Annotated in this window: 16 protein-coding genes; 9 read left to right on the top strand and 7 right to left on the bottom strand. The window is 65.5% G+C overall.

Features of this window, described 5'->3' with window-relative positions:
• Positions 1–8 precede the first annotated feature (8 nt).
• A complete protein-coding gene (locus IAQ70_RS17705) occupies positions 9–1,346 on the bottom strand; it encodes a hypothetical protein (RefSeq protein ID WP_190990655.1) in 1,338 nt (445 codons plus the stop codon).
• Between the two features lie 407 nt (positions 1,347–1,753).
• Between IAQ70_RS17705 and acs the strand changes: the two genes are divergently transcribed.
• Positions 1,754–3,763 (top strand): acetate--CoA ligase, encoded by a 2,010-nt coding sequence (gene acs, locus IAQ70_RS17700; protein WP_190990736.1) that lies wholly within the window; start codon positions 1,754–1,756, stop codon positions 3,761–3,763.
• A 218-nt stretch (positions 3,764–3,981) separates the two neighbouring features.
• Complete coding sequence (locus IAQ70_RS17695) at positions 3,982–4,764, top strand: DeoR/GlpR family DNA-binding transcription regulator (protein WP_190990653.1); 783 nt, start codon at positions 3,982–3,984, stop codon at positions 4,762–4,764.
• A gap of 16 nt (positions 4,765–4,780) precedes the next feature.
• On the opposite strand, the gene IAQ70_RS17690 is transcribed toward IAQ70_RS17695, so the two are convergent.
• The gene (locus IAQ70_RS17690; protein WP_190990651.1) at positions 4,781–5,800 is read right to left on the bottom strand and encodes a LacI family DNA-binding transcriptional regulator; all 1,020 of its coding nucleotides are present in this window, start codon (positions 5,798–5,800) and stop codon (positions 4,781–4,783) included.
• A 17-nt stretch (positions 5,801–5,817) separates the two neighbouring features.
• On the bottom strand, positions 5,818–7,017 hold the full coding sequence (locus IAQ70_RS17685; protein WP_190990649.1) for a Gfo/Idh/MocA family protein: 1,200 nt from the start codon (positions 7,015–7,017) through the stop codon (positions 5,818–5,820).
• A gap of 213 nt (positions 7,018–7,230) precedes the next feature.
• Here IAQ70_RS17685 and IAQ70_RS17680 point away from each other — a divergent pair, with 213 nt between their 5' ends.
• The 5 genes from IAQ70_RS17680 to aroQ all read left to right on the top strand — a co-directional run bounded on the left by IAQ70_RS17680 (position 7,231) and on the right by aroQ (position 13,467).
• On the top strand, positions 7,231–8,172 hold the full coding sequence (locus IAQ70_RS17680; RefSeq protein ID WP_190990647.1) for a carbohydrate ABC transporter permease: 942 nt from the start codon (positions 7,231–7,233) through the stop codon (positions 8,170–8,172).
• Between the two features lie 10 nt (positions 8,173–8,182).
• Entirely contained in the window at positions 8,183–9,109 is a 927-nt protein-coding gene (locus tag IAQ70_RS17675; RefSeq protein WP_190990645.1) for a carbohydrate ABC transporter permease, read from the top strand.
• Positions 9,110–9,161: 52 nt separating this feature from the next.
• Entirely contained in the window at positions 9,162–10,502 is a 1,341-nt protein-coding gene (locus tag IAQ70_RS17670) for an ABC transporter substrate-binding protein (RefSeq protein WP_190990643.1), read from the top strand.
• Positions 10,503–10,591: 89 nt separating this feature from the next.
• A complete protein-coding gene (locus IAQ70_RS17665) occupies positions 10,592–12,850 on the top strand; it encodes an alpha-galactosidase (RefSeq protein ID WP_190990641.1) in 2,259 nt (752 codons plus the stop codon).
• Between the two features lie 122 nt (positions 12,851–12,972).
• The gene (gene aroQ / locus IAQ70_RS17660; protein WP_190990639.1) at positions 12,973–13,467 is read left to right on the top strand and encodes a type II 3-dehydroquinate dehydratase; all 495 of its coding nucleotides are present in this window, start codon (positions 12,973–12,975) and stop codon (positions 13,465–13,467) included.
• 31 nt (positions 13,468–13,498) lie between these two features.
• Here the strand turns inward: aroQ and IAQ70_RS17655 are convergent, their stop codons facing one another.
• Entirely contained in the window at positions 13,499–14,683 is a 1,185-nt protein-coding gene (locus IAQ70_RS17655) for a MarP family serine protease (protein ID WP_190990638.1), read from the bottom strand.
• Positions 14,684–14,936: 253 nt separating this feature from the next.
• Here IAQ70_RS17655 and IAQ70_RS17650 point away from each other — a divergent pair, with 253 nt between their 5' ends.
• On the top strand, positions 14,937–15,614 hold the full coding sequence (locus IAQ70_RS17650; RefSeq protein ID WP_123254700.1) for a Crp/Fnr family transcriptional regulator: 678 nt from the start codon (positions 14,937–14,939) through the stop codon (positions 15,612–15,614).
• A 330-nt stretch (positions 15,615–15,944) separates the two neighbouring features.
• Here the strand turns inward: IAQ70_RS17650 and IAQ70_RS17645 are convergent, their stop codons facing one another.
• From IAQ70_RS17645 to IAQ70_RS17635, 3 genes are read right to left on the bottom strand one after another with little or no spacing between them, the layout of a single operon-like run.
• Positions 15,945–16,856, bottom strand: coding sequence for an NUDIX hydrolase (locus tag IAQ70_RS17645; protein ID WP_190990636.1), 912 nt, complete (start codon positions 16,854–16,856; stop codon positions 15,945–15,947).
• Between the two features lie 17 nt (positions 16,857–16,873).
• Positions 16,874–17,407: a RidA family protein gene (locus IAQ70_RS17640; protein ID WP_190990634.1), complete on the bottom strand. Its 534-nt coding sequence runs from the start codon at positions 17,405–17,407 to the stop codon at positions 16,874–16,876.
• A 2-nt stretch (positions 17,408–17,409) separates the two neighbouring features.
• Positions 17,410–17,565, bottom strand: coding sequence for a DUF4177 domain-containing protein (locus tag IAQ70_RS17635; RefSeq protein WP_011693223.1), 156 nt, complete (start codon positions 17,563–17,565; stop codon positions 17,410–17,412).
• A 37-nt stretch (positions 17,566–17,602) separates the two neighbouring features.
• On the opposite strand from IAQ70_RS17635, the gene IAQ70_RS17630 reads away from it, so the two are divergent.
• The gene (locus IAQ70_RS17630) at positions 17,603–19,888 is read left to right on the top strand and encodes a transglycosylase domain-containing protein (protein ID WP_190990633.1); all 2,286 of its coding nucleotides are present in this window, start codon (positions 17,603–17,605) and stop codon (positions 19,886–19,888) included.
• The last annotated feature ends 5 nt before the right edge of the window (positions 19,889–19,893 follow it).

The following is a 19,893-nucleotide window of genomic DNA, read 5'->3' as shown; positions in this document are numbered from 1 at the left end:
GTGCCCGGCTAGCCGCGCTCGATGTTGCTGAGGTCGTGCAGGACGCCCACCCGTCCGTCGGTGTGCTGGACCAGGAATTCGTGGCCGCGGTCCTCGAGTGCCAGCACCCAGCCCCCCGGTTCGATCACGAATGCCGGCGCCCCGGTCCGAGGGTCGACGGCGGTCCGGTGCTGCGCCACGGCAAACCAGAAGGCCTCGTGCACGGGCTCGTCCGATTCTTCCGGCCGGCTGGCCGGGTCGACGGTTGCGCCGATGGGCTCCGAGCTCCGCACCTGCTGGTGGACTGCCGTGGCGGCGGGCTCTGCGGCAGACTGGCGGGCCGGGGCAGGCACCTGAGCGCCGCCGTCGTGCACTGCCTCCGGGGCGGGCGCCGGAGCGGAAGCGGACGCTGCAGCGCGGTCCGCCGGAGCGGCGGCCGCGGCCGGGATGTCACCCGCCGTGGTCTCCTCGGCGGCTGACGCGGTGCGGGCGTGTGCCGACGGCACTGAAGGAACGACGTCGGCGGCTTGCGTTGCCGGGGTCGGGTCACCGGCTGCAGTCCATTCCCTGGCCTCAGGGGCCGAGGACACCACTGCGGCCGCCGGAGCTGCGGTACCGGCAGCAGCACCGGTGGCGGGAGCGGGTGCCGCGGTTTCCGGTGCGGGAGCCGCATTCGCAGACGAAGCGGAACGGTTGGCCGGCCAGAGCCCGGCCGGGATTCCGAAGCCCCGCTTGGATCCGGAGTCAGCTCCGGCAGCAGGCCTGGGTTCCTTGGGCGTATGCGGCTTGGGCAGCGGGACGGCCGACTCGCGGGCCACAACGTGGGCAGTCGTTTCGTCGCGTCCCAGGAAGTCGCCGGAGAAGAACGGAATGAAGCGGCTCAGCACCGTCGCCGCGAAGAGGATCACGGAGCCCACCAGGCCCACCAGGAGGCTCGGGACGTAGGCAGCGGCGGCGGAAACAAAGAAGAACGCCAGGGCGAAGGACGCCACCACGGAAGCGAACTGGTCAACGGACAGCGACCCGATGCGGACCTTCGTTGCAGGGGCGAGCCGGCGGGCGGCAAAAAGGGCGGTGACGATCAGCGGGAGCACAATGCCCAGGCCAAGGAAGAACAGGCTGCCGGCGTTCCAGAGGTTGAACCTGCCGAAAAAGATCGGGAGCAGCGAGGCGACAAGGAGAACCAGGGTGGCGCCGAAAACCGTCAGGTCCCGGATGGTGAACGGGCCCAGCACGGCCTGGTTGGTGGTGCCGGGCTTGGCGCCGGCCGGCCGCTGCGGGTCCTGTGCCGTGCCACCCCCTTCGGTTGTTTCAGGCCCTGCCTCCGTGGCACGGCCAGGGTTCCGGCCGACGATTTGCTGGTTCATTCTGTTCTCCTAAGCGTGGCGGCACGGGACGGTTCCGTCCCAAAACTGTGCCGTCCGGAACGGCGGCAGCCGCCGGTCCAGGGCAGTAATGCACCGGATCGGACAGCTCCGTAGAAAGTCACAATTCAATCTCAGCCTAGTCAACCGCATGGCTGATCACTAGCTGATTGGCAGCGGCAGGAGCGCACCGCGGGCGGCCCGGCAACCATTCACCGCTAAATAAATGCCGCTCGCGGGCTGCGGTGTGACAGGTGACACACAAGGTTAAGGCTCAAGCATTAGGCTTGTTTCCGGAACAGCTGTTTGCGGAACATCCGTGATCCTCCCTGCCCCGCGCCGCGCACAGCGGACGAGCAGGGCGGGGTGACGGGATGCCGCGCAAAGACCGATGAATGATGAGGTTCACCATGTCCCAGGACACTCCCGGCGCCACCGCCACCGCCCCCGGCGCCTCCGTGCAGGGCGACCAGCAGGGCGATGCCTTTGAAAACCTGCTGCACGAGAACCGCACTTTTGCCCCGAGCCCCGAATTTGCTGCGGACGCCGTTGTCACCGCAGCCGATTATGCGGAGGCCGACGCCGACCGTCCCGCTTTCTGGGCCCGGCAAGCCCGGGAGCTGCTCACCTGGAGCAAGGACTTCACCGAAACCCTTGACTGGTCCAACCCGCCGTTCGCGAAGTGGTTCGTCGGCGGTGAGGTCAATGCGGCCTATAACGCCCTGGACCGGCATGTGGAGAACGGTCTCGGGGACCGGGTGGCCATCTACTTCGAGGGGGAACCCGGCGACACCCGCACATACACCTACGCCCAGCTCACCGACGAGGTGAAGAAGGCGGCCAACGCGTTCGAGTCCCTCGGCGTGGAAAAGGGCGACCGCGTGGCCGTCTACCTGCCCATGATCCCGGAAGCGGTGATCACGCTGCTGGCCTGCGCCCGCATCGGCGCGGTGCACTCGGTGGTGTTCGGCGGGTTCTCCGCCGACGCGCTCCGGTCCCGGGTCGAGGACGCCGAAGCCAAGCTCGTGGTCACCGCCGACGGCACCTACCGGCGCGGCAAGCCCAGCGCCTTGAAGACCGCCGTCGACGACGCCCTGTCTGCCCACGGGCACACCGTCCAGAACGTGGTGGTGGTCAAGCGCAACGGCCAGGACGTGGACTGGCACGAAGGCCGCGACCACTGGTGGGCGGACACCGTCGGGGCCGCCTCCAACCGGCACACCGCCGTCGGGCATGACTCCGAGCACCCGCTGTTCATCCTCTACACCTCCGGGACCACGGGTAAGCCCAAGGGCATCCTGCACACCACCGGCGGCTACCTCACCCAGGGCGCGTACACCCACAAGGCGGTGTTCGACCTGCACCCCGAAACGGACGTGTACTGGTGCACCGCCGACGTCGGCTGGGTCACCGGCCACTCCTACGTCGCCTATGCCCCGCTCATCAACGGCGCCACCCAGGTCATGTACGAGGGCACCCCGGACTCCCCGCACCAGGGCCGCTGGTGGGAGATCATCGAAAAGTACAAGGTCTCCATCCTCTACACCGCCCCCACCGCGATCCGGACGTTCATGAAGTGGGGCCGGGACATCCCGGACAAGTACGACCTGTCCTCCCTCCGCGTCCTGGGCTCGGTGGGCGAATCCATCAACCCCGAGGCCTGGATGTGGTACCGGGACGTCATCGGCGCCAACAAAACACCCATCGTCGACACCTGGTGGCAGACCGAAACCGGCGCCCAGATGATCGCCCCGCTGCCCGGCGTGACCGCCACCAAGCCCGGCTCCGCGCAGGTCCCGCTGCCCGGCATCGCCGTGGACGTCGTGGATGAGATGGGCGAGTCCGTCCCCGACGGCCACGGCGGTTTCCTGGTCATCCGCGAACCCTGGCCCGCGATGCTCCGCGGCATCTGGGGCGACCCCGAACGGTTCAAGGACACCTACTGGTCACGGTTCGAAGGCATGTACTTCGCCGGCGACGGCGCCAAGAAGGATGAAGACGGCGACATCTGGCTCCTGGGCCGCGTGGATGACGTTATGAACGTCTCCGGGCACCGGCTCTCCACCACGGAAATCGAATCCGCCCTGGTGTCCCACCCCGCCGTGGCCGAAGCCGCCGTGGTGGGCGCCGCGGACGAGACCACCGGCCAGTCCGTCGTCGCGTTCGTCATCCTGCGCGGGGACGCCGTGGACTCCGGCGACGCCATCGTCCAGGAACTCCGCAACCACGTCGGCAAGGAAATCGGCCCCATCGCCAAACCCAAAACCATCCTCGTGGTCCCGGAACTGCCCAAGACCCGCTCCGGCAAGATCATGCGCCGCCTCCTCAAGGACGTCGCCGAAGGACGCGAAGTCGGGGACGCCACCACCCTGGCCGACAACACTGTGATGCAGCAGATCGCGGCGTCGCTGCGGAAGTAGCTCGGTGGCGGCCGCGAGGAGTGGGGCTCATGCTCCTTCGTCGCTCTGACGCGCGCTTCCGCATAACCCCCACTCCTCGTCGCCGGCGCTGCTCACCACGGTGGGCGGCGCCGTCGCGGTAGGTGGGGACTGGCGCGCGGAGGATGACTGCCACGGGTCAGCGTGGTGCGCCATAGACTGGACCCAGCCCCGTCACCTGATTTGAAGGAACCGCCCCGATGCTCGCTGCCGCACGTCATCAGGCTATTTTGGATGCTGTTCAGCGGGAGCGGGTTGTTCGGGTTTCGGACCTTGCTCAGCAGTTGGGGGTTTCGCTGATGACCGTGCGGCGGGACATTGAGTTGCTCGAGGAAGGCGGCCGGCTGGAGCGCATCCACGGCGGCGCCAAGCTTCCCGGCGATGTCAGCACCCACGAACCCGGCTTCGAGCTCAAGTCCACACAGTTGACGGCTGAGAAACGAGCCATTGCCTTGGCGGCGGCCGGCCTGGTGCACGAAGGCATGGCAGTGGGCTTCAGCGCGGGTACCACCACGTGGGCTCTTGCCAAGGAACTGGTCAAGGGCCCGCGGATCACCGTGGTCACCAACTCCGTGCGCATCGCCGACCTCTTCCACCACGCGTCCCCCGGCCCGGCCCGCTACGCCTCAACGGTGATCCTCATCGGCGGCGAACGCACGCCGTCGGACGCTTTGGTGGGACCCATTGCCACGGGGGCGCTGAAGCAGCTGCATCTGGACGTGCTGTTCCTCGGCGTGCACGGCATGGACGCCGACGCCGGCTTTACCACGCCCAACCTCCTCGAAGCCGAGACGGACCGCGCGTTTGTGGCGGCGGCGCGGAAAGTGGTGGTTTTGGCCGACCACACCAAATGGGGGCTCCAAGGCATCAGCACCATCGCGGCCCTGGACGACGCGGACGAAGTCATCAGCGACGCAGGCCTGGGCGCGGACGCCCAACGGATCCTCGGCGAGCGCGTCGGCAAGGTCCGGATCGCGGGCTAGGACCGCAACGGACGGCTCACGGACAGCCGCAGGACTGGCGGACCTGTAACTCGGCAGGAAAAATGAGGTGTTCCGATTCGTGGCCGCGATGGGCTCCAATCAGGGCGCTGACAGCGGCCTCCGCCATCGCCTTGGCCGGCTGTTTAACTGTTGTAAGAGGGGGCCAGCTGTACTCCGCTTCAGCTGAGCCGTCGAACGAGGCCAGCGCAATGTCCCCGGGCACGGAAACCCCTGCTTCATGGAGTGCACGGAGGATTCCGACAGCCTGCAGGTCAGAGGTAGCAAAAATGGCCGTCGGGCGGCTCGCGGAGGCCAGCAGGCGATTCCCTGCGGCGTAGCCGCCTTCCCGGGTGAAGGCGGTACGGACGATTGGGCCTTCCGGCAGGCCGGCCCCGGCCAGAGCCTGCAGCCAGCCCTCTTCACGGCCGTCATAATAGTTGCCCGTGTTCGTACCCATGGCGAGGGCGATGCTGGTGTGTCCGTGGCCGATCAGGTGTTCAACGGCCGATTTTGCGCCCGCGACCAGGTCCACGCCCACACTGTTGAATCCGGGCGCGTCTCCGCTGTGGTTCAGGAGAACAACAGGTATCTCCGCCGATTCGAGGTCCGTCAGGCCCGGTTCCATCAAAACACTGGAAAGTATGACGCCGTCCACCTGGCGTGCCGCAAGGTTCCGGACGTGCCGGAGTTCCTTGGCGAGGTTTCCATCCGAGTTGGTCAGCAGCAGAGCGTACCCCAGTTCGGCGGCAGCATCTTCGACCGCGTGGGCCAGCAGCGAGAAGAAGGGGTTGCTGTTGTCCGGGATGACCAGGCCAATGGTTTCGCTCGACCCCAGTTTCAGGGCCCGCGCGGCAGCGTTCGGACGGTACCCCAGCCGTCGGATTGCGTCCTGGACCTTCGCTTCCGTGGCCGGGGCCACTTTCTTGGGCCCGCCGTTAACCACATAACTGACGACGGCGGTGCTGACGCCCGCGTACCGGGCAACGTCCTTGCGCGTCACCGGGCCGCGGGGTGTCTGCACTGTGGGAGTCGTCATGCTGTACATGCTAGCTATCAGATCCCCGGGGCGTCGCCGAAGTCACGGATGGGCAGTCGCTCGCCGCCGCGGAGGGCGGACTCGTGCGCCACGATACCGGGCAGCGTGAAACGGGCGGCCATCCAGGCGTTGACCGGCGGGAGCGTGCCGGTGTTGACCGCTGTCACGAAGTCGTCCACCAGGAAATGGTGGCTGCCCTCGTGGCCGTTCGGTGCGCCGCGGAACTCCTCCGGAAGCCGGTCAGCCTCATGGACCGGCGAGAGTCCGGAGACGAAGGCGTCCCTCAGTTCCGGCGCAACGTTGGCCAGTGACGGGTCATCCAGGGACATGCTGGGCCGTGACTCCAGCTGCTCGGAAATGTCGTGGACGTTCTCCTTGTCCTGCCAGACCGAGACTTTTGCGAGCTGCTCAAAGCTGGCTTCCGTCCCGAAGAACCGGAACCGGGACTCCCTGATATGTGAGGGGTAGCCTACGCGGCGCATCTCATTGGTTCGCATGACGCCGCCGTCGTTGAGTTCAAAAAGGGCCGTGGCGTTCGAGAAGTCGTTGCCGAACATGCTGACCGCCTTGTCGAAGACCCCGTCGTTGCGGTCGTCCTTGACTCCGACGCAGCTGACACTGACGGCGTGGGCAGGGACGGCGCCGAGGACTCCCCCGACTGCGTGCGTGGGGTAAAGCATCGGCGGGTAACTGGCGGTTTCCTTCCAGCGCTCACCGCCGCTGTACTGGTAGGCGTCGTAGAAGCCCAGATCCATGTCGTGGACGTAGTCGCCCTCCGTGTAGAAGATCCGCCCGAACTTGCCGGCCGCGTGCTGCTTGCGGGCATAGACGGTGGCCGGGTTGTAGTAGCTGGTCTCCCCCATCATGTAGACAAGGCCGGTTTCGCGGACCGTGGCGATGATCCTGGCGATTTCCTTCTCGGAAATGGCCATGGGGACGGCTGAGTAGACGTGCTTGCCGGCGCGGAGCGCCTGCTCCACCAGCGGACCGTGCGTCCAGCGCTGGGTGAAGATGGCGACGGCGTCGACGTCGGAGGCGAGGAGGTCCTCGAAGCTTGCCTTCGACCCCGCCAGGTGGTGGCGGTCCACGGCCTCCGCCGCCCGTTCCGGAAACTCATCCACTACCTGGACGGCGCTGACGCCGGGGTGGAGGTTGAAGAGGTGCGCGAACTGGCCGCCGAACTGGCCAACTCCTACTACGCCGATTGAAAACGTCATTGTTTGCCTTCCTAGGTGCCGTGGACGAGCCACGGGCAAGCGCTGTCCATCAGGATTCCCAGTGTTTCACCACAATCTACTCGAGTCAATAGACTTATTGCTGGATAAAACCCTTTAGATCTAGGCAAAAAACGAACACTTGCCATCACTAATCTACTCGTGTAGATTTCTCGGCAGTTGTTATCCACATCACAGTCCAGGAAAGGGTCGACGATGACCACCCTTGCCAAACCCGCACGAACCGCCCGGCCGCAGACCGGAGCGCCGTCACCCCGCGGCAGCTACCGTCGGCTGGGCGACCTCAAGATCGCCCTCTTTTTCATCGCCCCGGCCATGATCGGCTTCATCTTCTTCTACGTGGTTCCCACCATCCGTGGCGTGTACCTGAGCTTCACGGAGTACAGCATCCTCGGCGACCCGGAATGGGTGGGGATGGACAACTACACGGCCATCGCCAAGGATCCGCTGTTCTGGAATTCCCTGGCCGTCACCGGCCAGTACGTGTTCCTCAACATCGTCCTCCAGACGGCACTGGCACTGGGCCTGGCCCTCCTGATGCATCAGGTGGCGAAGTCCACGCTGGTCCGCGGCGCCCTGCTCCTGCCGTACCTGATGTCCAACGTCATCGCGGCGCTGCTCTGGTTCTGGATGCTCGACTATCAGATCGGCGTGGTGAACCAGTTCATCGAATGGGCCGGCCTCCCCCGCGTCGCCTTCTTCGGCAGCGAGGAGTGGGCCATCCCCACCCAGGCCGTGATCAACACCTGGCGCCACATGGGCTACACCGCGCTGCTCATCTTCGCCGGCCTCCAGGCGATTCCGGGCCACCTCTATGAAGTCGCCAAACTGGACGGCGCTTCAGCGTTCCAGACCTTCCGCAAGATCACCGTCCCGCTGCTGCGCCCGGTCCTGGTACTGGTCCTCGTAGTCACCGTGATCGGTTCCTTCCAGGTCTTCGACACGGTGGCCGTCACCACCCAGGGCGGACCGGTCAATGCCACCCGGGTCATCCAGTACTACATCTACCAGCGTGCCTTCACCGAGTCGGACTTCGGCTACGGATCCGCCATCGCCGTCATTCTCTTCCTCATCCTCGCCCTGGTGGCCTTCATCCAGATGAAGTTCCTCAAGGGCAACGAGTCGGACCTGGACTAAGGAGTCCCGCATGAGCACCACCATCAGCCGCACGGCAGCGCCGGTCCCAGCCCGCCGCCGTCGCCCGTTCAACGCCCGCCGCGCGGGCGCCTGGGCCCTCCTGGTCCTGGCGATCGCCGTCTCCGTGCTTCCGTTCCTGTGGGTACTGCGCACGGCACTGTCCACCAACAGCTCCCTGGCCGCCCAGTCGGCAAGCCTGCTTCCGGCGGACTTCACCTGGGGCGCATTTATGCGGGTGTTCGGGCTGCAGAGCCCGGCGGAAGCCGTGGCGGAAGGCGGTTCCGGGGCAGCCATCGACTTCTGGCTGTACCTGCGCAACTCCGTCATCTTCTCCTCCATCACCACCGCCGGCGCCGTGTTCTTCAGCGCGATGGCCGCCTACGCCTTCGCCCGGCTGCGCTGGAAGGGCCGGAACGCCGTCTTCAGCCTGTTCCTGGGCACCATGCTGGTCCCGCCGATCTTCACGGCGCTGCCCAACTTCCTGCTGATCAAGAACCTGGACCTGCTCAACACGATGCTCGGCATGGTCCTCCCGTACGTCTTTATGACCCCGTTCGCCATCTTCTTCCTCCGCCAGTTCTTCCTGAACATGTCCCGCGAGGTTGAAGAAGCGGCAATGCTCGACGGCGCCAAGCACCTGCGCATCTTCTTCCAGATTGTGCTGCCCAACGCCGCAGCCCCCATCGCCACCCTGGCGCTGCTCACCTTCATCGGCCAGTGGAACGAATACTTCTGGCCGCTGCTGGTGGGTTCCCAGGACGACGTTCGGGTCCTGCAGGTGGGCCTGGGTGTCTTCAAGTCCCAGGCCCCGCAGGGATCCCCTGACTGGTCCGGCCTGATGGCCGCCACCCTCATCTCGGCGCTTCCCGTCCTCATCCTCTTCGCCGCCTTCGGCAAGAAGATCGTCAATTCCATCGGCTTCTCCGGCATCAAATAAGCACCCCCAACCATTACCCCCTCCTGCACCCCCACGAACGGAAACAGAAACCATGAAGAAATCCCTCGGCGCCGTCGCCGTCGCCGCCGCCATCGCGCTCTCCCTGTCCGCCTGTGGCGGCGGAGGCTCCTCCGCTGAATCGGCCAAGGGCGAGATCAACTACTGGCTGTGGGACGCCAACCAGCTTCCCGCATACCAGCAGTGTGCCACCGACTTCCAGAAGGCCAACCCGGACATCTCCGTCAAGATCACCCAGCGCGGCTGGGACGACTACTGGAGCACCCTGACCAACGGTTTTGTGGGCGGCACCGCGCCGGACGTCTTCACCAACCACCTGGGACGTTACGGCGAACTCGCCGAGAACAAGCAACTGCTGGCCCTCGACGATGCAGTGAAGAAGGACAACGTAGATGTGTCCAAGTACAACGAGGGCCTCGCGGACCTTTGGGTTGGCCAGGACGGCAAGCGCTACGGCCTGCCGAAGGACTGGGACACCATCGGCCTGTTCTACAACAAGGGCATGCTCGCCAGCGCCGGCGTCACCGAGGACCAGATGAAGAACCTCACCTGGAACCCGGAGGACGGCGGCACCTACGAGGACGTCATCGCCCACCTGACCGTTGACAAGGCCGGCAAGCGCGGGGACGAAGCCGGCTTCGACAAGAACAACGTCGCCGTCTACGGCCTTGGCCTCAACGGCGGTGGCGACTCATCCGGCCAGACCGAATGGAGCTACCTGACCAACACCACCGGCTGGTCCCACACGGACAAGAACCCGTGGGGCACCCACTACAACTACGACGATCCCAAGTTCCAAAACAGCATGGCCTGGTTCGCGGGGCTGGCTGATAAGGGCTACATGCCCAAGCTGGAAACCACGGTCGGCGCGAGCATGGCCGACACGTTCGCAGCAGGAAAGTCCGCCATCAACGCCCACGGCTCCTGGATGACCGGCCAGTACATGGGCTACAAGGGCCTCGAGGTGGGCATCGCACCTACTCCCGTGGGACCCGAAGGCAAGCGTGCGTCCATGTTCAACGGCCTGGCGGATTCAATCTGGGCCGGGACCAAGAAGAAGGACGCCTCGATCAAGTGGGTTGAGTACCTCGCCTCGGCTGACTGCCAGGACGTGGTTGCTTCGAAGGCCGTTGTCTTCCCCGCGCTGAAGGCCTCTTCCGAGAAGGCTGCGGAAGCCTTCAAGGCAAAGGGTGTGGACGTCACCGCGTTCACGGAGCACGTCAAGAACAAGACCACGTTCCTGTACCCCATCACGGATAACACGGCCAAGGTCAAGGGCATCATGGAGCCCGCCATGGACGCAGTGGTCTCGGGCAAGGCCCCGGCCAGCTCCCTGACCCAGATCAACGAACAGGTCAACGCCCTCTTCAAGTAGGCCCGGCTTTACCGGCTGTGCGCCGCGGGCCCCGTGTCCCGCGGCGCACAGCCTTCCCATTCAAACCCCACGCAGAAGGACAGCATTCTATGGACCCCCTCCACCTCCGTGCCGCCGGCACCAGCCTGGTGATGAGCTTCGACAGCGGGGAGGCCGAGGTCATCCACTGGGGTGCGGACCTGGGCAGCGCACTGCCGGACCTCGCCATCCTCGGTGACCCGATCCCCCATTCCGCCATCGATACCCCTGTGCCCGCCGGCCTCCTGCCGCAGGCCGCCTCCAGCTGGCGCGGCCGTCCCGCGCTCCGCGGCCACCGCATCGCCGACGGCGTCTCCGGCCTCGATTTCTCGGTCCGCCTCCGCACGGTGAGCGCCACCGCCGAAGGGACGTCCGCCGCCGGCAGTTCCGCGCATATTGTCCAGTCAGACTCCGACGCCGGCATCACCGTTTCGTCCGCCCTGACACTGCACGACGGCGGCCTGCTCGAGCTGCGGCACACCGTCACCAACGACGGCACCACCCCCTACCAGCTCGACGAACTGGCGACCGTCCTCCCAGTGGCCCCGGACGCCGTCGAACTTTTGGACCTGACCGGGCGCTGGTGCCGGGAACGCCACCCGCAGCGCCGCCCCATCCAGCAGGGCACCTGGGTGCGGAGCGGCCGCCACGGCCGCACCGGGCACGACTCGTCGCTGCTCTTCGCCGCCGGCACCGCGGGCTTTGGCAACCGCCACGGGAAAGTGTGGGCCACCCACCTGGCCTGGAGCGGCAACCACGAGCAGTTCGCGGACAGCATCGGCGACGGCCGCACCATGGTCGGCGGCTCCGAACTCCTCGGCCCGGCCGAAGTCCTCCTCGCACCCGGCGCCAGCTACACCACGCCGGCCCTGTTCGCGGCCTACTCGGAGCGCGGCCTGGACGGCATCAGCGAGGCGTTCTACAGCTGGTTCCGGGCCCGCCCGCACCACGTGCTGCCTGCCGCCGGTGTCTCCCGGCACCCGGGCAAGCCCCGCCCGGTGGTCCTCAACACCTGGGAGGCGGTTTACTTCGACCACAATTTGACCTCGCTGATTGAACTTGCGGACTCTGCTGCGGAACTCGGCGTCGAGCGTTTTGTGCTCGACGACGGCTGGTTCCGCGGGCGCCGCGACGACCACGCCGGCCTGGGCGACTGGTACGTGGACGAATCGCTCTGGCCGGACGGGCTCACGCCGCTGATCGAGGCCGTGACTTCGCGCGGGATGGAGTTCGGGCTCTGGGTGGAACCGGAAATGGTCAACCTGGATTCGGACGTTGCCCGCGCGCATCCGGAGTGGATCGTGGGCCCGTCCGTCCTGTCCCACAAGGACGGCGGGCGGCTGCCGCTCGAGTGGCGGAACCAGCACGTCATCGACCTCGTCAACCCCGACGCCTGGCAGTACATCTTCGACCGCATCGACGCACTGCTGCGCGAGAACAACATCCGCTACCTCAAGTGGGACCAGAACCGGGACCAGGTGGAACACGGCCACGCCGGCCGCGCCTCGGTCCACGAACAGACACTGGCCGCCTACCGCCTGTTCGACGAGCTCAGGAAGGCGCATCCCGGCGTCGAGATTGAAAGCTGTTCCTCCGGCGGTGCGCGCGTTGACCTGGGGATCCTGGAGCGCACCGACCGCATCTGGGCCTCGGACTGCAACGACGCCCTGGAGCGGCAGACCATCCAGCGCTGGACCGGGCTGGTGGTTCCACCGGAGCTGGTGGGCGGGCACATCGGGCCCTCCACCTCCCACACCACGGCCCGCACGCACGATCTCTCGTTCCGCGCCATCACGGCGTTGTTTGGGCACTTCGGCATGGAGTGGGACGTGCGGCAGGTGGCGGGCACCGAGCGGGAGGAGCTCAAGCGTTTCATCGCGCTCTACAAGGAGCACCGCGGCCTGATCCACTCCGGGCGCATGGTCCGGGCCGACCTCGCCGACGGTTCGCTGATGCTGCACGGCGTCGTGGCTCCGGTTGCCGCCCAGGCCGGACCGAACACCGTTCAGCCGGGCACCGTTCAGCCGGGCACCGTTCAGCCGGGCACGACGGCGGCGCTGTTCGCCCTGGTCAGCACGGGCACCTCCTTCGCCGAAAAGACCGGCCGGATCACCATCCCCGGGCTGGAACCGGACCGTGACTACCGGGTGGAAGCCATCTTCCCGGCGCCCGGCGACGCGGACTACGCCCACACGTTCACACAGGTCCGTCCCCCGGCCTGGCTGACGGACGGGGCCGGGGCCAACGGGCGTTTCCTCGCCGAGGTGGGCCTGCCGATGCCCCTCCTCAACCCGGAGCATGCGCTGGTGTTGGAGTTCATAGCGTTGTAGCGGCCAGGCGTGGGATTCTGCACCATCATTCACGTTCCGCAGTCCGCGGGCGCCGGAAATCCGGCCCCGCGGACCCGGCCGGTCCGAATGATTGTGCAGAATCCCACGGGTAGATTGGAGCCATGACTGATGCTGCTTCCCCCGCCTCCGAATCCGTTTCTCCCACCGGCCGCGACGCCAGCCGGCGCGGCACCATCCTGGTGATCAACGGCCCCAACCTCAACCTGCTGGGGACCCGCGAACCGGAAAAGTACGGCACCTCCACGCTCGCCGACGTCGAACGGCTTGCTGCCACGGCCGCTGAGGCCCATGGATTCGACGTCGAATGCGTCCAGTCCAACCATGAGGGCGTCCTGCTGGACGTCATCCACGCGGCCCGCGCCAACGCCGTCGGCATCGTCCTGAACGCGGGCGCCTTTACCCACACGTCCGTAGCCCTGCGCGATGCCCTGGCAGCGGTACAGCTGCCCGCCGTCGAGGTGCACATCACCAACGTGCACCAGCGCGAGGAATTCCGGCACCACTCCTACCTGTCGCCGGTATGCGCAGCGGTGATCGTGGGAGCCGGCGTGTTCGGTTATAAGCTCGCCATCGACTACCTGGCCGAAGCCCTCTAACCCCAGCCCTCCGCCAGTACAGAGCGCGCTGCTACTTCTGGATGCACTGCCCCGAAGAAACGGGCGCGCTGAAGCCGGCAGCCTGCGATGCCACCGGGTAGAGGTCATCCATGGTGATCGCGAAACCCATCTCGGCGTCGGAGGTTGCCTTGGCGAAGATGACGCCGGCCACTTGGCCGTCCGTCGTCAGAAGCGGTCCGCCGGAGTTCCCGGGCTGGACGTCCCCGGCCAGCCGATAAATGTCCTCGGGCGCCGGGTTCTGGCCGTAGATGTCAGGCACCAGGACCGAGGTGATGTCCTGCACAGTGGCGGGGTTGGATTTGAACGGACCGCCGTGGGGGTAGCCGGCGAAGGCAGCCTGGCTACCGCCGGGAAGGTCCGATGTCAGGGCCAGCGGTTCGGAAGGCAGGCCGTCGACAGCCAGCACGGCGAGGTCGTGCCGGGTGTCGAAGTAGACCACACGCCCGGGCATAGCGCCACCGTTGGGGATCTCCACCACTGGCTGCGACACGCCCGCCACCACATGGGCGTTGGTCACAACCCGCCCCGGAGACACCACGAAGCCGGTGCCGGTCTGGTTCTGGCCGCATTGATAGGCCGTTCCGGCGATTTTCAGGACCGACTCGGCCGCCCGGTTCAGGGCCGGCGTGTTGGTGCTGGCATTAGGCACGGATACTTGGGGTCCCTGGCCAAGGCCCTCAATCAGCGTGGGAATGCCGTTGCCGATCACCGTTGAACGCAACTGAGCGAGGGTGGCCTTCACCGGGACTGGCGTCAGGCCGTCGATGTAGCGGATCACCTTGGACTCGGCCAGCTGCTGGGAAACAAAGGGAACGCCCAGGGAGCTGACGCTGAAAGCCAGCATGGACATCACTAGCGCTGACACCACCACATTCACGGCGCCGCCAACCAACCGGTCCGCCGCACGCAGGGGCTGGATCCGCACTACGCCGCGGATTTTCCGCCCGATCATGGTCCCCAAACCATGCCCCATGGCCATCAGTACGACGGCGGCGGCCACAATGGCCGTAAGCCTCCACCCGGAGTCGTCAACAAACTCGCTGACGAGCGGTACGGCAAAAAAGGCGGCCACGGCGCCGGCGGCGAAACCCGCGATTCCGCCGAGGGTGACCAGGAAGCCGTTGCGCAGGCCATAGATCAGGTAAGACAGCAGGGCCAGGATCAGCGCCAGGTCGAGAACGGTCAAGCCAAACACTGACGCTCCTTTAATACGGTTGAGACCCAATTCTAGTGGCGTACGCTGACATTCTTCTGTGGGGTGCCTGACGCTCACGGAGCCCGCCGCTCCACGGCGTAATAGCTGCCCCGGACCGCTTGGGGCAGCTATCCACTGGCCTGCAGGAACGCATCCAGCGGCGTTTCCGCTGCCAAGTACGTCACAGAACCTTGAAAATTCTGAAACAATGGCAAAAGCGCCACAGCCGACACTTTTTTATTTGGGAGATTTCATGGACATCGAGGTACTGCGCCGAGCACCACTATTCGCAACGCTTGACGACGAGGCGTTCCGGCTGCTGACCGATGAGCTGACCGAGGTTGACCTTTCCCGCGGTGCATCGGTATTCCGCGAGGGCGATCAGGGTGACCAGCTCTACTTCATCGTCTCCGGCAAGGTGAAGCTGGGCCGCACGTCCCCCGACGGCCGCGAATCCCTGCTCGCCATCCTCGGCCCGGGCGAACTGTTCGGCGAAATGGCACTCTTTGACCCCAGCCCCCGCACGGCCACTGCCACTGCAGTTTCCGAGACCCGACTGGCCGGCCTGAAGAATGAGAGCCTCAACGGCCTGCTGCGCACCCGCCCGGAGGTTTCAGCCCAGCTGCTGCAGGCTCTGGCCCGCCGCCTGCGCCGCACCAACGACTCGCTGTCTGACCTGGTCTTCTCCGACGTACCGGGCCGCGTGGCCAAGGCTCTCCTGGACCTGGCGGACCGCTTCGGCCGCCCGGCGACCGACGGCGTCCTGGTGGCCCACGAACTCACTCAGGAGGAACTGGCCCAACTGGTTGGCGCGTCCCGTGAGACGGTCAACAAGGCCCTGGCGGAGTTCGTCCAGCGCGGCTGGCTCCGCCTCGAAGCCCGCGCCGTTGTGATTCTCGACATGCAGCGCCTCCGCCAGCGCTCCCGCTAAAACTCACCAGCTTTACATGCACGAAGGCCGACTCCGGGAAACGGGAGCCGGCCTTTTGCGTCAACCCATCCCCCAACGCTCTCTCACTTAATGCACTAAAACGAGGAACGCTCTCTCACTTCCCTAAACAAAGTGATAGAGCGTTGCCCGAAAACTCACATTGAGTGATAAAGCGTCGGCCAAAAACCCGCATCAAGTGAGAGAGCGTCTAGCTGGGTGGCAGTCTTTCGCGTAGGAGCGCATCGCGAGCTTGCGAGTGTTGGGAAGGGACCTACGCGCTAAGCGACGGCGAAAGGCTAGCGCACAGCGGGCCCAACGTGGTCCGCGGACCTAGCGTTCGCGTTGAGGGTCGCCGGCTATAGTTTTGGCGGCCTCGACCTCGAGCATGAGTTTGCCGTCCTCTTCGACGAGCTTCGGCTGATACACGTGGGGCTTGCGCTTGTAGCTGAGGTAGGCGATGCAGCCGTTTGCGGCGGCCATTTTTTCGAGCATGATCTCCGAGCCCGGCACCAGGAGTTGGCCGAGGGTGAGGCCAACGGTGTTCTCCTGGCCCACCTCATCCCCCAGAGCGGTGGTGTTGCGTTCGGCGACGGCCTTGGTGGCGCACACCCAGCGACCCCAGATTCCCTTGCTTTCGAGCAGGCTGGGCTGCTGGTTCATCGGCACGGTGGCGGCGAAGTAGCGGGTGTCGAAACGGCGGTGCGCGAAGTCCGGACTCCGCCAGTTGACCAGTGGTTTGAGCAGGTCTGTCCGCAACGCGAGGCCACGCTTGGTAAGCAACTCGGTGAAGGTTTTCTCCTGCTCCGCCACCGCCACCCGGATGCGCATCCATTCGTGGCTCGACGTGCCTTCCACGGTGTTGGACATGTCCGGTCCGGCAAGCAGCACCCCTGTTTCCTCAAACAGTTCGCGAATGGCGCCCACAACGTGGCGGCGGGCCAGTCCGACGTCGTCCGTCCCCAACTGCTCGGCCCAATGCTGTGGCGAGGGGCCCAGCCAGGCGACGGAGTCGTCGTCGGTTGCTTCCAAGGAACCCCCGGGGAAGGCGAGCACGCCCAGCGGCGAGGATCCGGGCCGGTATCCCAGCCACGTCTCCAGGCCGGTGGGCGAATCGCGCAGAAGCACCACGGAGGATGCCAGGCGGGCGGCACGAGGTGTCCGCTCACCATGTTCGAACCAGCTTCGGGCCGCCCCTTCAAGCTCCGGAGGGAGGGCGAACAAGCGTCTGGCAAGCTGAGGCAATTGAGTGAACCGGTTCCTTAGCTGAATTCAGCGATCAGTTCGACTTCTACCGGAGAGTCGAGCGGAAGGACTGAGACGCCGACGGCCGAGCGGGCGTGCTGGCCGGCGTCGCCAAACACCTTGCCCAGGAGCTCGGACGCGCCGTTGATGACACCCGGCTGGCCGGTGAAGGACGGGTCTGAGGCAACGAATCCCACCACTTTGACGATCCGGGTGATGCGGTCAAGATCACCTATGACGCTCTTCACGGCCGCCAGCGCATTGACGGCGCAGACGGCGGCGTAGGCTTTGGCGGCGTCCGGGGACACTGTGGGCTCGTCGGAAGTGCCCTCAGTGCCGGTGGAGACCTTGCCGGTTGCTTCGAGTTTTCCGTTAATAAACGGCAACTGCCCGGACGTGTAGACGTGGCTGCCGGTGATGACTGCCGGAACGTAGGCGGCCACTGGCACGGCCACCTCCGGAAGGGTCAGGCCAAGCTCGGCGAGGCGCTGCTCGACGGCGGAAATCGGCGCCTCTGCCGCGCCGGAGGTGGTTTCTGCGGTGGAGCTCATCGCTACTGCTTCTCCCTCTTGAGGTAGGCAACCAGGCCGTTGCCGTCAGGTCCGGTGACTACCTGGACGAGCTCCCAGCCGTCCTCTCCCCACTGGTCCAAAATCTGCTTCGTGGCGTGAATAATGAGCGGAATCGTCGCGTACTCCCATTTGGTCATGAAAGAAAGACTAGTCCTTGCCGGTAAAGTGGAAAACATGGTGACTCGTAAGAACCCCATTTTCGACACGGCCACTACCCTCGGAAAGATTTTTGGCTTCCTTGGCGTGAGCGCTATTTGTGGTGTCCTGGTGGCGGGCCTGTTGGTTCCCGCCGCGGCTGTCTCCGGCAGCGCGGCGAGCGGTTCGATCGAGTTCTTCGACACCCTCCCCGCGGAGCTGAAGGTGGACCCGCCCAACCAGACCACCCGGATCCTGGCAGCGGACGGTAGCCAGATCGCCAGCGTCTACTCAGAGAACCGCACCAAGGTCAGCCTGGACCAGATTTCGCCGTTTATGAAGGAAGCCGTCATCGCGGTGGAGGACAGCCGGTTCTTCGAGCACGGCGGCGTGGACACCACCGGCATCATGCGGGCGCTCGTGGCCACCGCCCGGGGTAACAAGCAGGGCGCCTCCACCATCACCCAGCAGTACGTCAACAACGTCCTCAACGCCAACCTCGCAGCCGAGGGAAATGAAGAGGCCATCAAGCTCAACGGCGTTAACAAGGGCGTCGGGGACAAGCTTCGGGAGATGAAGCTGGCCATTGCCCTTGAAAAGGAATTCTCCAAGGAGCAGATCCTTGAGGGCTACCTGAACATCGTCTTCTTCAACCGTGACGCCTACGGCATTGAGGCCGCGTCCAAGTTCTTCTTCAGCACCACCGCCAAAGACCTCACGCTCCCGCAGTCTGCACTCCTTGCGGGCCTCGTCAACAGCCCGTCGGCCTTTGACCCGATCACCAACCCTGAGAGCTCCAAGGTCCGCCGGGACCTGGTTCTGGGCCTGATGCTGAACCAGCATAAGATCAGCCAAGCCGATCACGACGCCGCCGTGGCAACCCCGGTGGAGACCAAGGTTACGCCTGCGCGCCAGGGCTGCGCCTACGCGTCCACCGCCCCGTACTTCTGCGACTACGTGCTCCACCTGCTCGAGAACAACCCGGCCTACGGTGCCGACATCAAAGAGCGCCAACGGCTCATCTATGGTGGCGGCCTGACCATCACCACCACGCTGGATCCCGCAGCCCAGGCGTCCGCCCAGGAACAGGTCAACGCTTCAGCGGGCGCCAATCCGGACAAGTGGGGGGCCGCAATGATCGCCGTGCAGCCGAACACAGGCAAGATCATCACCATGGCGCAGAACACCACGTTCCTGCCGACCGAGGGCGGCTTTGACTCCCAGGTAAATTTCAACGTGGACCAGTTGGATAAGGACGGCAACGACCTCAACGGCATGGGCGGCGCCCAGCCGGGGTCCACCATGAAGCCCTTTACGTTCGCAGAGTGGCTGAATGAGGGCAAAACAATGAATACCGTTGTCAACGCCGCGCAGCGCCGCTACCCGCTGAACTTCCCATGGAAGAACACCTGCGGCACGATGAACGGCGCCTACAACACCGCGCAGAAGGCCCTTGGCGCGGCGGACGACCTGCAGAACGCCGAGCCCCAGTGGTACCGGCCCCTGACCGTCCTTGAAGGTCTCTACAACTCGATCAACACCGTCACGTTTGCCTCCGCTGCCCAGCTGGACTTCTGCGGAATCCAAAAAGTCGTGGACGCCGTGGGGCTTCACAGCGGCCTCCCTGCTGCGGACGGCACACCGAATCCCAAGGTCGACATGTTCACCCTGGGCAACTTGCTTGGCTCAACCCAGACTTCGCCGCTGACCATGGCCAGCGCCTTCGCCACGTTCGCGAACGACGGCAAGTACTGCGAGGCGATTGCCATCTCGTCCGTTACGGATGCCACCGGCAAGCAGTTGCCCGCTCAGTCCACCACCTGCCGCGACGCCATCAAGCCTGAGGTAGCACGCGGCGTGAACTACGCCTTGCAGGAAGTCCTAAACAAGGGATCAGGCTCCTTGATCCAGCCACGGATCTCCACCAAGACCAGCTTCCCGATCGGCGCCAAGACCGGTACGTCCAACAACAACGGATCCACCTGGGTGGTGGGACACACCACGGGCCTGGCCACCGCCGCGTGGTACGGTGATCCGCTGGGCAACCAGAGCCGGTCCGGCCAGAACGTGACCATCAACGGCAAGTTCTACCAAGGCATCGACGGCTACATGATTGCGGGGCCCATGTTCTCCAAGTTCATGGCCCAGATCGCGCCGGGCTACGGCACCAACCCGTTCCCTGCGCCGCCCTCCAACATGGTGAACGGAACACCGGCCAGGACTACGCCGTCAACACAGGGAACCACGCCTACACAGGCCCCCGCCCAGCCGGCTCCTTCAGCGCCGGCCACTAACAGCCCTGGCAACAACGAGAAGAAGGACTAGCGGCC

It is taken from the genome of Pseudarthrobacter sulfonivorans, from assembly GCF_014712225.1.
GTDB lineage: Bacteria > Actinomycetota > Actinomycetes > Actinomycetales > Micrococcaceae > Arthrobacter > Arthrobacter sulfonivorans.
Note: the sequence above shows the minus strand (reverse complement) of the source record. Positions and strands in the feature narration are given on the sequence as shown.

Bases quoted from the DNA above. Each gene is read 5' to 3' on its own strand.
- IAQ70_RS17705 (WP_190990655.1), bottom strand. From the start codon at position 1,346: ATGAACCAGCAAATCGTCGGCCGGAACCCTGGCCGTGCCACGGAGGCA.
- acs (WP_190990736.1), top strand. From the start codon at position 1,754: ATGTCCCAGGACACTCCCGGCGCCACCGCCACCGCCCCCGGCGCCTCC.
- IAQ70_RS17695 (WP_190990653.1), top strand. From the start codon at position 3,982: ATGCTCGCTGCCGCACGTCATCAGGCTATTTTGGATGCTGTTCAGCGG.
- IAQ70_RS17690 (WP_190990651.1), bottom strand. From the start codon at position 5,800: ATGACGACTCCCACAGTGCAGACACCCCGCGGCCCGGTGACGCGCAAG.
- IAQ70_RS17685 (WP_190990649.1), bottom strand. From the start codon at position 7,017: ATGACGTTTTCAATCGGCGTAGTAGGAGTTGGCCAGTTCGGCGGCCAG.
- IAQ70_RS17680 (WP_190990647.1), top strand. From the start codon at position 7,231: ATGACCACCCTTGCCAAACCCGCACGAACCGCCCGGCCGCAGACCGGA.
- IAQ70_RS17675 (WP_190990645.1), top strand. From the start codon at position 8,183: ATGAGCACCACCATCAGCCGCACGGCAGCGCCGGTCCCAGCCCGCCGC.
- IAQ70_RS17670 (WP_190990643.1), top strand. From the start codon at position 9,162: ATGAAGAAATCCCTCGGCGCCGTCGCCGTCGCCGCCGCCATCGCGCTC.
- IAQ70_RS17665 (WP_190990641.1), top strand. From the start codon at position 10,592: ATGGACCCCCTCCACCTCCGTGCCGCCGGCACCAGCCTGGTGATGAGC.
- aroQ (WP_190990639.1), top strand. From the start codon at position 12,973: ATGACTGATGCTGCTTCCCCCGCCTCCGAATCCGTTTCTCCCACCGGC.
- IAQ70_RS17650 (WP_123254700.1), top strand. From the start codon at position 14,937: ATGGACATCGAGGTACTGCGCCGAGCACCACTATTCGCAACGCTTGAC.
- IAQ70_RS17640 (WP_190990634.1), bottom strand. From the start codon at position 17,407: ATGAGCTCCACCGCAGAAACCACCTCCGGCGCGGCAGAGGCGCCGATT.
- IAQ70_RS17635 (WP_011693223.1), bottom strand. From the start codon at position 17,565: ATGACCAAATGGGAGTACGCGACGATTCCGCTCATTATTCACGCCACG.
- IAQ70_RS17630 (WP_190990633.1), top strand. From the start codon at position 17,603: ATGGTGACTCGTAAGAACCCCATTTTCGACACGGCCACTACCCTCGGA.